The organism is Pseudomonas sp. SJZ080 (genome assembly GCF_007828295.1).
GTDB classification, from domain to species: domain Bacteria; phylum Pseudomonadota; class Gammaproteobacteria; order Pseudomonadales; family Pseudomonadaceae; genus Aquipseudomonas; species Aquipseudomonas migulae_A.
Map to the genome: position 1 here is coordinate 463832 of NZ_VIUK01000002.1, position 12197 is coordinate 476028.

Annotated in this window: 9 protein-coding genes; 6 read left to right on the forward strand and 3 right to left on the reverse strand. The window is 60.3% G+C overall.

Annotation, left to right across the window (positions count from 1 at the left end):
* Positions 1 to 178 precede the first annotated feature (178 nt).
* From FBY04_RS04555 to FBY04_RS04565, 3 genes are read left to right on the forward strand one after another with little or no spacing between them, the layout of a single operon-like run.
* The gene (locus FBY04_RS04555; RefSeq protein WP_145314644.1) at positions 179 to 1453 is read left to right on the forward strand and encodes a c-type cytochrome; all 1275 of its coding nucleotides are present in this window, start codon (positions 179 to 181) and stop codon (positions 1451 to 1453) included.
* Positions 1450 to 1914, forward strand: a complete 465-nt coding sequence (locus FBY04_RS04560) for a (2Fe-2S)-binding protein (RefSeq protein ID WP_145314645.1) — start codon at positions 1450 to 1452, stop codon at positions 1912 to 1914. Before FBY04_RS04555 ends, FBY04_RS04560 begins: the two co-directional genes overlap by 4 nt.
* Positions 1911 to 4166 carry a molybdopterin cofactor-binding domain-containing protein gene (locus FBY04_RS04565; RefSeq protein ID WP_145314646.1) on the forward strand — a complete coding sequence of 752 codons (2256 nt, stop codon included), beginning with the start codon at positions 1911 to 1913 and terminating at the stop codon, positions 4164 to 4166. The genes FBY04_RS04560 and FBY04_RS04565 overlap by 4 nt, the downstream gene beginning before the upstream one ends.
* Positions 4167 to 4310: 144 nt before the next feature.
* On the opposite strand, the gene FBY04_RS04570 is transcribed toward FBY04_RS04565, so the two are convergent.
* From FBY04_RS04570 to FBY04_RS04580, 3 genes are all read right to left on the reverse strand, one after another.
* On the reverse strand, positions 4311 to 5261 hold the full coding sequence (locus FBY04_RS04570; protein ID WP_145314647.1) for a LysR family transcriptional regulator: 951 nt from the start codon (positions 5259 to 5261) through the stop codon (positions 4311 to 4313).
* Between the two features lie 40 nt (positions 5262 to 5301).
* Positions 5302 to 6516 (reverse strand): MFS transporter, encoded by a 1215-nt coding sequence (locus FBY04_RS04575; protein ID WP_145314648.1) that lies wholly within the window; start codon positions 6514 to 6516, stop codon positions 5302 to 5304.
* A gap of 251 nt (positions 6517 to 6767) precedes the next feature.
* Positions 6768 to 8768 (reverse strand): U32 family peptidase, encoded by a 2001-nt coding sequence (locus FBY04_RS04580; protein ID WP_145314649.1) that lies wholly within the window; start codon positions 8766 to 8768, stop codon positions 6768 to 6770.
* Between the two features lie 280 nt (positions 8769 to 9048).
* Between FBY04_RS04580 and FBY04_RS04585 the strand changes: the two genes are divergently transcribed.
* The 3 genes from FBY04_RS04585 (at position 9049) to gfa (ending at position 12133) form a co-directional block, all read left to right on the forward strand.
* A complete protein-coding gene (locus FBY04_RS04585) occupies positions 9049 to 10497 on the forward strand; it encodes a DUF3300 domain-containing protein (RefSeq protein ID WP_145314650.1) in 1449 nt (482 codons plus the stop codon).
* A 26-nt stretch (positions 10498 to 10523) separates the two neighbouring features.
* Positions 10524 to 11411 carry a DUF2950 domain-containing protein gene (locus FBY04_RS04590; protein ID WP_145314651.1) on the forward strand — a complete coding sequence of 296 codons (888 nt, stop codon included), beginning with the start codon at positions 10524 to 10526 and terminating at the stop codon, positions 11409 to 11411.
* 143 nt (positions 11412 to 11554) lie between these two features.
* Positions 11555 to 12133 carry an S-(hydroxymethyl)glutathione synthase gene (gene gfa, locus FBY04_RS04595; protein ID WP_145314652.1) on the forward strand — a complete coding sequence of 193 codons (579 nt, stop codon included), beginning with the start codon at positions 11555 to 11557 and terminating at the stop codon, positions 12131 to 12133.
* Positions 12134 to 12197 lie beyond the last annotated feature (64 nt).

Here is a 12197-nt window from a genome sequence, read left to right on the forward strand (position 1 = left end):
TGCGCGAGTTAACCGTTGTTAATTCTGCCGCCGTTGCGCCGAGCGCAATGTAGCGTTGCGTCTTGGTGGGGTACTCCATCACAACCGCCCTCTCTAAGCTCCCTCCCAGAAAGTCGCCGTGCGCCAATCGCAAGCGGTGGATTGAAAAATCTGTCGTTAACTCAGGAGAGGTGAGGCGATGAAGCGCAAGACGATCATCGGTGCCGTTCTGGCAATCGGCGTCGTGGGGATAGGGTTTGCATTCTGGATGATGTGGAGGCCGGAAATTCCCGTAGCCAGTCAGCATCAGAATGCTGGCCGCGAATCCCTGGACAGGGGCCGACGCGTTGTCGAAGCGGGAGACTGCGCGGTCTGCCACACCCGGCCAGGCGGCGCTTACATGGCGGGCGGTTTGCCGCTGGTAACGCCCTTCGGAACACTCTTCACCACCAACATCACACCGGACCGGGAAACCGGTATCGGTGAATGGTCGCTGGACGCCTTTGAGCGGGCCATGCGTGAAGGCATCGCGCGCGATGGCCATTTTCTCTATCCGGCCTTCCCCTATGTGCATTACCGCAAGATGAGCAACGCCGATATCGCGGATGCCTACGCCTTCCTGATGAGCGTGGACCCGGTCAAATACACCGCACCGGAAAACCACATGATTTTCCCCATGAACTTCCGGCCGCTGGTGTCTTTCTGGAACCTGTTGTTCCTTCAAGGGAAGCCGCTGGAACCACTGCCCGAGCGGTCAGCGCTCTGGAACCGTGGACGCTATCTGGTCGAAGGCGCCGGGCACTGCTCATCCTGCCATTCACCCCTGAATTTGATTGGCGGGGAGAAAAGCAGCGAGCTATTCAACGGGGGTGTCGTCGATGGCTGGACGGCCCCTGCCCTGCGAGGAATGGCAACGGCGGAACATCCCTGGAATGAAGCCCAGTTGGTCGCCTATCTGACGGGCGAGGTTGCCCAAGGACACGGCGCAGCGGCGGGCCCGATGTTGCCGGTCAGCCTGAGCATCGCGCAAATGCCAACGGAAGATGCCCATGCCATTGCGCAGTACATTCTTGACCTCGAAAAAACCTCTTCAGCAGTGACATTGCCGCCCTGCGCCTCGACGGCCAAGCCCGGTGCCAAGGCGCTATCGGGCGCCTCATTGTTCGACGGCGCCTGCGCAAGCTGCCACGGCAGCGCCGCACCGATGCGCGTCATTGAAGCAAGGCCGGCGCTGGCAAACACCTCGGCAGTGACGGCCGACTCGCCACGCAATTTGATCCAGACAATCCTGCAGGGCATTCCGATGTCCACCGCTGCGCCGAGCCATTACATGCCTGCTTTCGCCCATAGCCTGGACGATGCCCAGGTGGCCGCGCTTGCCGAGTACTTGCGCAACGAGAGCTGCGCGACCAGACCCTGGAAGGACCTGGAGAAAACCATCGAGAGCATTCGGGCACAGGAGCAGCAACCGTGATCACACTCGACATCAACGGCAAGACTCATGAACTGGACATCCCGGAGGACATGCCGTTGCTGTATGCCTTGCGCAACCAGGTGGGACTCAATGGCGCCAAATACGGCTGCGGTCTGGGTCAATGCGGCGCCTGCACTGTGTTAGTGAACGACAAACCGGTGTTTTCCTGCCTGACGCCGTGCGGCGCGCTGGCGGGCAAATCCGTGCGTACCGTCGAGAGCCTGGGCAACGCCGAGCAACCGGGACCGCTGCAAAAAGCGTTTATCGATGTCCAGGCGGCCCAGTGCGGTTATTGCATCGCGGGAATGATCGTACGGGCACAGGCGCTGCTGGAGGCCAACCCTCAGCCGGACGATGAAACGATCCGTCGCCACATGGCGCCCAACTTGTGTCGTTGCGGTACCCATGTGCGGATCCTCGCCGCGATCAAGTCGGTCATCGCGCAGGGAGCCAAGGGATGAAAACCTCACCGAAAGACGTCAATCTGAGCCGCCGTGCCTTCGTGATAAACGGCGCATTGGTGATGGGCTTCGCGATGCTTCCCGGTATTCCGCGCGCCTTCGCTGACACCGAAGTGGATACCTTGGGCACCGAAATCCTGGCGCCTGATCTGCCGGGCAGTCTGCGGGCCACGCCCTATCTCGACGCCTGGATCCGCATCGATGCGAAAGACGGCATCACCGTCTACACCGGCAAAGTGGAGCTGGGCACCGGCGTCAAAACTGCGCTGTTGCAGATCGCCGCCGAACGCCTGGAAGTGCCGCCAGGCCTTATCCGTTTTCTCACCGCCGACACCGCGCTGACACCCAATGAAGGTTACACCGCGGGCAGCCATACGATGGTCGACAGCGGCACTGCGCTTTTCAACGCCGCGGCCCAGGTGCGTCAACTTTTACTCGAATCTGCGGCACGGCAATGGCAGCAGAAAATCGACAGCCTGAGCACGCGAGACGCCGTCATCTACGATGCGCAAGGCCGCAGCATGACCTACGCACAAGCGGTTGTCGGGGTTCAATTGCATCGCTTCGCATCGGCCAGTTCCCCCTTCAAGCCAGCCAGCACATTCACCCTGATCGGCACATCATTGCCTCGACTGGACATTCCAGCCAAGGTCAGCGGCGGTGCAGCTTATGTGCAAGACATGCGTCTGCCCGGAATGCTGCATGCGCGAGTGATACGTCCCCCCCGGCGCGGCAGTCAGTTACTGGACATCGACGAGACCGCCCTCAGGAAACTCCCCGGTGTGGTGAAACTGGTCCGCAACGGCAGTTACCTAGCCGTGGTCGCCACCGATGAATGGATGGCGATCAAAGCCATGCGCGAGGGCTATGCCACTGCCCGCTGGACAGAAGGTAATCCGCTACCCGACTCGACACACATCCATCAACTGCTCACCGAGTTACCGGCGCGGCGCTACCCGGTGAGCGCCAAGGGCAACATCGCGCAACCTGCGCCACGCGCCTACAAAGCACGGGTGACCAAGCAATACCTCATGCACGGTTCTATCGGGCCGTCCTGCGCAGTGGCTCGATTCCATGAAGGAACACTGACCGTCTGGACCCACACTCAAGGCGTCTATCCTCTGCGCATGGGCATCGCCGAGATGGTCGGCCTGCCAGTGGCCCAGGTGCGTTGCATCCACACCGAAGGCTCCGGTTGCTATGGCCACAACGGCGCGGATGACGCGGCAGCCGATGCCGCGCTGATCGCCATGGCCACACCGGGCAAACCGATACGGGTGCAATGGATGCGCGAACAGGAAAATCTCTGGGAACCCTACAGCTCGGCGATGCTTGCCGAAGTGGAAGCGGGACTGGACAGCAGCGGGCGCCTTCGTGACTGGACATACGAGCTCTGGAGTACGCCGCACAACGAACGCATCGTCAATGCCGGGCGCCTGTTGCCTGCCTGGCTGTTGGCAAGCCCCTTCACCCCTGCCCCTTCGATCCCGATCGCCCAACCCGAAGGCGACGGTGACCGTAACGCGGTTCCGCTGTATGAGATACCCAACCTTAAGGTCGATCTGAACTTCGTACTGACCATGCCCTTCAGGACCTCGGCCATGCGTTCGCTCGGTGCCCATATCAACGTGTTCGCCATCGAGAGCACCGTCGATGAACTGGCGGCGCAGGCCAGCGTGGATCCGGTGCAGTTTCGCCTGAGTCACTTGATCGATCCGCGTGCTCGGGCGGTGGTGGAGCGCGTGGCCCGTGAGTTCCGCTGGCCGCAAAAAGCAACCGGCCCCGGCAGCGGGATCGGCTTCGCCTTCGCCCGCTATAAAAACATCATGGGCTACTGCGCAATCGCCGTGCAGGTGCATGTGCAGCGCCAGACCGGGCAGGTCACGATTGATCGAGTGGTTGCTGCCGTCGATGTGGGGCAAATCGTCAGCCCCGATGGGCTGCTCAATCAAATCCAGGGTGGCATCGTGCAGTCCGCCAGCTGGACGCTCTATGAACGAATCCTCTATGACGCCAGTGGCATGCACAGCTTCGACTGGAGCGGCTATCCGATCATGCGTTTTCCCGAGTTGCCGCAACAGGTCGAGGTCCACATGATTGATCAGCCGGACCAGCCTTTTCTCGGTGCAGCGGAAATCGTCCAGGGCCCCATGGCTGCGGCGCTGGGCAATGCCATCAGCGATGCCACCGGCAAGCGTTTGCTGGACCTGCCGCTGGCGCGACGGGGCTGGCAGGATGCGCTGGGATCGTGATCGATCCGGATTCAGAATAAAAAAAGGGCGGTGAAGGATCACTTGCACCGCCCTAGCCCAATCAAGGGACCTAAAGCGTGACCGACAACCGCGTAGGTAAATAATCAGCTAAAAAGATCAATGTCGACTTTGCCTTTTAACGTATTACCGCCGTAGTAGCCTGTCGTGAAATACGTCAGATCTTTGATGTCTGCCTTCAGGCCCCAGCAATTCGCTGATGAAATCGATAAACGCATTGACGCGTCTGGAGCCACGATGATTGGGGAGATACAGCGCAGAGATGGCCGAACTCGCATCGTTCGGATTGACAACAAATGACTCGAACAACGACGTCAATTGACCGCCACCAATATCATCGCTGACGAGCCAGTCAGGTAACAACGCCACCCCACCGCCCGCCAGCGCGACCTCCCGCAAAACCTCCGCATTGTTGCTTTTAAAGCGTCCCTCCACGGGGACTCGGGCCTCTTCACCGTCCCTCAGGAAAGTCCAAAGCTGTTGCTTGGTTCCGTAACTGAAGCGCAGGCATTCGTGCTGCAAGAGGTCAGCTGGATGCTCAGGGAGGCCACGGGTTTTCAGGTACTCGGCACTGGCAACCACCCGACGTCTGAAATGGCCGACAGAACGACTGACTACGCCATCCATCGCTGCTGCCGAGCCCAATCGGATCGATAAATCGACGCGCTCGCCCAGCAACTCGACAATGTCGTCAGAAAGCGTCATGTCCAATATCAGTTGCGGGTAACGCTTCAGAAACGAATCGATATGAGGCGCGATCAGGCGGCGTCCAAATGCCACCGGAACGGAAATACGCAGATGCCCTGCGGGAACTTCCCCACGGTCAGTCACCGAAGCATCCGCTTCGGCTACAGCGTTCAAGACCTCCCGGGCTTTCAAGTAGTAGGCGGCCCCGGCATCTGACAACGAGATTTGACGCGTGGAGCGGTTGAGCAGGACGGCGCCCAGCTCCGCCTCAAGTCCATCGATCATCCGGGTCACGGAAGATGTCGCCAGGCCTAACTGTCGAGCGGCAGAAGAAAAGCCCTTCGAGTCCACAGCCTGGACGAACATCTTCAAGGCGAGCAACTTGTCCATGACACTCCTTGGCTAATGCGCGTTGTAGTGACCGATGGACTCACTGCCCCTGCCCGGCTGCTCGACGAGAAACTATCGAGAAGACGACCAGAGAGACCAGTGACAATCCACTCCCCACCGCTGCAATCGCCAACCAGCTGGCGTGTTCATAAAGCGAACTGGCCACCGAGGAACCGATTGCACCGCCAATGAAGATACTGATCATGTACAACGCGTTCAGACGGCCTCTGTTGGCGGTGCCCAGGGCGTAGACGGCTCTTTGGCCCAGCACCATGTTCATCTGCACCGCAAAATCCAGTGCAACACCGGTGACTGCCAAACCAATCACACCGTATAAAGGATTGACGAAGGCCGGAAGGAAACTCACCACGCCCAGCACCATGGCCAACCGTGAGGCCCGTCGAGTGAGCCCTGCATCAGCGAGTCGGCCACTGATCGGTGCGGCGACGGCACCGATGGCGCCGACCAGAGAGAACATCGCGATCTGACTTTGCGTCAGGCCAAACTCACGGCTCAATACCAGCGGCACCGCGGTCCAGAACAAACTGAACGCCGCAAACATCAACCCTTGATAAAGCGCACGCTGACGCAATACCGGCTCGCGGCAAAACAGTTGTCCGAGGGACATCAGCAACTGACCATATGACGCGCGGTGGGCCGGCTGCCATTTGGGCATGGTCATGCTGATCACGATGGAGATGATGAGCATCAAGCCAGCAGCCCCGATGAACACTGCCCGCCAGCCGAAATGATCTGCCACCAGGCTCGACAGCGGCCGCGCAAGCAGAATCCCCAGCAGCAGGCCCCCCATGATCCCGCCCACCACCCGGCCACGAGATTCTTCCGGTGCCAGATGCGCGGCCAACGGGATAAGCATTTGCACCGAGACCGAGCTGAAACCGATGAGTGCCGATACGACAAGAAACACGCTCGGCTGCTTGGCCAGACCCGCGGCAACCAGGCTGAAGATCGTCATCACGATCGTCGCGATCATCAGCCGGCGGTTTTCTACCAGGTCCGCCAAGGGCACCAGGAAAAACAATCCAAGGGCATAACCAATCTGAGTCAGCGAAACAATAAAGCTCGCGCTGCCATTCGACATGCCGATATCCGGGGCGATCAAGCTGATGATCGGTTGTGCGTAATAGATGTTGGCGACGATGGCACCGCAACAAAACGCAAACAGAAGTACCAGCCCTCTGGTCATTGAAGCCTTTTGTATCGTCGTTGCTGTACCGCTTGTAGAAACGCCCATTCCATAAACTCCTGAGATTCGACAGCGGTGACTCTCCAGGAGAGATCACTCGCATTGATGGTTTTCAGGGCTACAAAATAGGCGGCACTACCCCTTCAGAGAATAGGGGCGGGACGCAACGTCATGTTGCGTCAAGCGCAAAAGACGCCGGGCCTCGTCAACGTCCCTTCTGACGTTGGCATCCGATGAGGCCAAGCAGACGCGAAACCAATGCGAGCGCAACAGGACACCTGCACGCTCGCCTGTCACGCTCAGTGAGGGGCGCGAGGGATCGTCTTGAGCAGGTCTTCTGGGCTGATGTGACCGACGATCGGTTCCATGACGCTGCCCGGTTGCGGCAGATCGAGGATGTGCCCCTTGATCTTGCCGATGACGTGCATCTCACACGGCTTGCAGTCGAACTTCAGCGTCAGCACCTCGTCACCGTGTACCAGTTGCATCGGCGCGACCTTGGTGCGCACACCGGTGACGCCTTTGGCTTGCTTGGGGCAAAGGTTGAAGGAGAAACGCAGGCAGTGCTTGGTGATCATCACCGGCACCTCGCCGGTTTCCTCGTGAGCCTCGAACGCCGCGTCGATCAGCTTCACACCATGACGGTGATAGAAGTCGCGGGCCTTCTGGTTGTAGACGTTGGCCAGGAACGACAGGTGCGATTCCGGGTACACCGGCGGCGGGTTGGTTTCGGCCTTGCGACCTCCACGTGGGTGGGCCAGCAGGCGAGCCGCGGTCAACGCTTCGATCGCTTCGCGGCGCAAGGCCTTGAGTTGCGAATTGGGGATAAAGAACGCCTGGGGCGCATCCAGTTCAATGGCGGTGGCGTGGTAGTCGGTGGTGCCCAGTTGACCGAGCAGGTCTCGCAGTTGCTCCAGTGCCTGCTCCGGCTTGTTGGCCAGACCGAACGGGCCGCCCAGGGACACGCTGGCGCTGACGCCCTCCTCGCTGGTGGCGGTCAGTTGCAGACGCTGCTCGTCCAGCCGTGCGACCCAGGTCAGGCCGATACGACGTTCGGCGGACGTCTTCTGCAAGGCTTGCTGCCAGTTATGGTCCAGGTTGCGGCTCAGTGGATGGTTGGGCCGTAGCTTGTACATGCCGTCCGGCATCTCGTTGGGCTCGACGCGATAGCGGTAGCGCTTCTGGCCATCTTCGTCGAACTCGCCCTTGGGCTCCGCGATATTGGCGCGAAAACCCACCACTTCGCGCTTGACCTGCACATTGAGGCCATCGCCGTTGGACAACGGCTCAAAGGTCACTACCTGCATGTCGCGCTTGCCAACCTTCTCCACCACGCCCACCGGCAAGCCGGTGAAGGTCGGTGAGTCGAAGGCGCCGATGTCGATCTTGCGCTCGCTGACGAAGTAGTCGGTGCTGCCACGGTGGAAGGTCTTGTCCGGGTCGGGCACGAAGAAGTGCGCCGTGCGGCCACTGGAAGCGCGGGCCAGGTCCGGACGATCTTCAAGAACATCGTCCAGGCGCTGGCGGTAGTAGGCCGTGATGTTCTTCACATAGCCCATGTCCTTGTAGCGCCCTTCGATCTTGAACGAGCGAACGCCGGCTTCCACCAACGCGCGGATGTTGGCGCTCTGGTTGTTGTCCTTCATCGACAGCAGGTGTTTTTCGTAGGCGACAACGCGCCCCTGATCGTCCTTGAGGGTGTACGGCAAACGGCAGGCCTGGGAGCAGTCGCCACGGTTGGCACTACGGCCGTTCTGCGCGTGGGAAATATTGCACTGGCCGGAGAACGCCACACACAGCGCGCCGTGAATGAAGAACTCGATCGCCGCGTCGGTCTCGTCGGCAATGGCGCGAATCTCTTGCAGGTTCAGTTCGCGGGCGAGTACCAGTTGGGAGAAGCCAGCCTGATCAAGGAACTTCGCCCGCGCCAGGGTGCGGATGTCGGTCTGGGTGCTGGCGTGCAGCTCGATCGGCGGGATATCCAGCTCCATCACGCCCAGGTCCTGGACAATCAACGCATCGACACCGGCATCGTACAGTTCGTGGATCAGCTTGCGCGCCGGCTCCAGCTCGTTGTCATGCAGGATCGTGTTGAGAGTGGTAAACACCCGGGCGTGGTAACGACGGGCGAACTCCACCAGTCCGGCGATTTCACTCACCTCATTGCAGGCGTTGTGGCGGGCGCCGAAGCTTGGGCCACCGATATACACGGCGTCGGCACCATGCAGGATGGCTTCGCGGGCGATGCTCACGTCACGGGCGGGACTGAGCAGCTCCAGGTGATGTTTAGGTAGAGACATGTTTTTTTATCTGGTTTGTCACGGTCGAGGCACGCATTGTAGCGGCGAAACGCTTGACCGGCACCCGTGGCCTACCGAGTGGTAGCCGCCCCAAACCGTCAACCCGATTCCCCCGGCGCTGACCACTCGGCCATTCGCCACCGTGAATCAATGGCAACAAAAATATGTTTGCTACCATTAGAGAGCAGCATCGAGGCTGAGGCCTGGCTTGCGAAATCGGCTTTAACCTTCCTGACATTGATCCATTCCGTTCCAGCCTGCCTGAGCAGGTGGGGGGCCAATGCGCATTCCATTATTTTTCGCGGTGTCCGCGGCACTGTTGTTACACGGATATTCCTGTCTGGCGCAGCCATTGGATGCGACCGCGAACGGTGCCGATTCCGCGCCCGTCACGGCAGCCGTCAAAGACGCCGTGTTCAATCAGGAGCAGCTGGATCAAATGCTGGCGCCCATTGCGCTCTACCCGGATCCGCTGCTGGCCCAGGTACTGATGGCCACCACGTACCCCGGCGAAGTCACCGAGGCGGTGACCTGGTCCAAGTCACACCCGGACGCCAAGGGCGACGATGCGGTCAAACAAGTGGCGAGCCAGACGTGGGACCCGAGTGTGCAGGCGCTGGTCGCCTTCCCGCAGGTGCTGGCAACGCTGGGGCAGGATCCCGTTTGGGTACAACGCCTGGGGGATGCCTTTCTAGCGCAGCCCGACGATACCATGGAGGCAGTGCAACGCCTGCGTCATCAGGCGCAAGCGGCAGGCAATCTGCAGAGCAATCAATATCAGAACGTGACGGTCGAAACCGTTGCGGCACCGGCACCCACCACCGCCACTTCGGCGTCTGCGCCTGCCAGCAGCACCTCCACCATCATCATTCAGCCCTCCGATCCACAGGTGGTGTACGTCCCCAGTTACAACCCGACCACCACATACGGGACCTGGTCCTATCCCGCGTCCCCCCCTGTTTACTACCCGCCACCGCCCGCCTATTACCCCGGCTCGGCGTTAATGGCCGGACTGGCGTTTGGTACCGGTGTGGCGATCGTCGGCGCGCTATGGGGTGACTGTGACTGGGATAACAACGACATCGACATCGACGTCAACCGCTACAACAACATCAACGCCAACAACCGAATCACCAATAATCAGAACAAGTGGCAGCACAACACCCTTCATCGCGACGGTGTTCCTTACCGAGACAGAAAGAGCCGCGAACAGTACGGCCGACAACTGGACGGTGCCAGTCAGCGTGAGGCGTATCGAGGGGACAATGTCGAGCGGGCCCAGGCTCGTGAACGGGCCCGTGGAGCCATGGACAAGCGCGGCTTCGAACAACCTGCCACCAGCAACCGCGAAGCCCGGGATCGCGCGCGCGAAGCCCAGTCCGCAACCTCGGCCAACAATCGGATGCAAGGCACAGACAGAGCGAAGTCGTCCGACAGAAGTCAGGGTAATGCCAGAAACACTCGGGAGAGCCAGCAAGCCAGGCAGCAGACCGCTCAGGTGAACCCGCGCGGACAGGGCATGGCGCAAAACAGGCCATCCGCCAGCGCGGGCAGTGCCCGCAACAATGCATTCGCCGGCGCGCGATCACCGGCCCAGTCCAACGCACAAGCCAGTCGTGGCCGGGCCAGTCAGGTATCCGCCCAGCGCGCCAGTGCTTCGCGACCTGCCGGCCACCAGATCAGTCGGCCGTCGAATCCACCCGCGCGTCAACGAGGGGGCCGTCGTTGAAAAACAATCCTCGAATAATGTTACTCATGGGCGTGTTCCCCCAGGTATTGGCGATGGCTGCCGGCATGGCCTGGTCGTGTGTCGTTACGGCACAGCAGACATTCCCGACGCCGGAAAAGGCCGCTCAAGCGTTCGTCGAAGCACTGGGTACGGAACACGCCGATCAGGTGCGCCTGACAGAGTTGCTGGGCAATGAATGGCACAGCTACATCCCCCGCGAAGGGGTTCAGCGCAGTGATGTGGATGCGTTTTTGAAGCAATACCGCGATCAACATTCCATCGAAAAAACCAGCGACCGCAAGGCGCTTCTGTCGGTCGGCAGCGACCACTGGACACTGCCGATACCCATGGTCAAAGTCGATAAAGGTTGGCGCTTCGACATCAAGGCCGGCCAGGCCGAAATCCGTGCCCGTCGAATTGGCCGCAACGAACTCGCTGCGTTGCAATCGGTACGGACTTATCACGACGCCCAGATGGACTATTCGTCAGAGGACCGTGACGGTGACGGCGCACTCGAGTATGCGCAGAAAATCTTCAGCACCGCCGGCAAGCACGACGGTCTCTACTGGGCCGACGACGATAGCGATCAGATCAGCCCGTTGGGATCCTCGTTCGGCAAAGCCATTGCCGGCGAAGACTGGCACGGTTACCACTTCCGTATTCTTGATGGCCAAGGTCCTTCGGCACCTGGCGGCGCCTACAGCTACCTCATCGGTGACAAGATGAGCCGTGGCTTTGCACTGATCGCCTGGCCGGCGAAATACGCTGACACCGGGGTCATGAGTTTCATGATCAGCCATGAAGGTCAGGTGTTCGAGAAAGACCTGGGAGCCGAGGGTGAGAAACTGGCACGGTCAATGAAGCGTTTTGACCCGGATGACAGCTGGAAGGTGGTGCCTGCCGACCAAGAGTAAACACTTCGAACGGCGCGCTATCCTTGATCAGGGTACTGAACTGACCGGTCGCACCGAAGGAGGTCATCACGTTCTGATGAACTACCGGCCTGGATCACGGCACCAGGCACTTTTGTCTGACACCCTGAAACGGAGACGCCAGCATGAGCACCTTGAAACTTCACCCAATACTGGACAATGGTTTCCAACCCGCCGCCGCGGATTTCAAAGGTGGCACCCTGCAATGCCTGTGTGCGACCGACAAGGTCGAGGTCAGGATCGACGCGCAAACCCTGCATAACCACGCGTGCGGCTGCAGCAAATGCTGGAAACCGCAAAATGCGATATTCGCCGTCATTGCCGTGGTACCCCGGGATAAGGTCAGCGTCACGGCCCACGGCGAAAAACTGGCCATCGTCGACGAAACCGCCACCATCCAGCGGCACGCCTGCAAACAGTGCCACGCTCACCTCTTCGGGCGCATCGAAAACAAGGACCATGCCTTTTATGGCCTGGACTTCGTCCACACCGAGCTCTCTCCCCAGAGCGGATGGGCGCCACCGGGCTTCGCAGCGTTCGTGTCCTCCATCATCGAAACCGGCACACCGCCCTCGCAAATGAAGGCCATCCGTGAGCGTCTTCGCTCGATCGGCCTGGAGCCCTATGACTGCCTGTCTCCGGACTTGATGGACGCACTGGCGACTCATGTCGCCAGACAGAAAGGCCTGCTCCCCGCCGCCTGATTGATCGACCGCCGCGGCTCTGGGCCGGGAGCTGCCGGTGGTCGTTGCCTTTGGCTTGTCACCG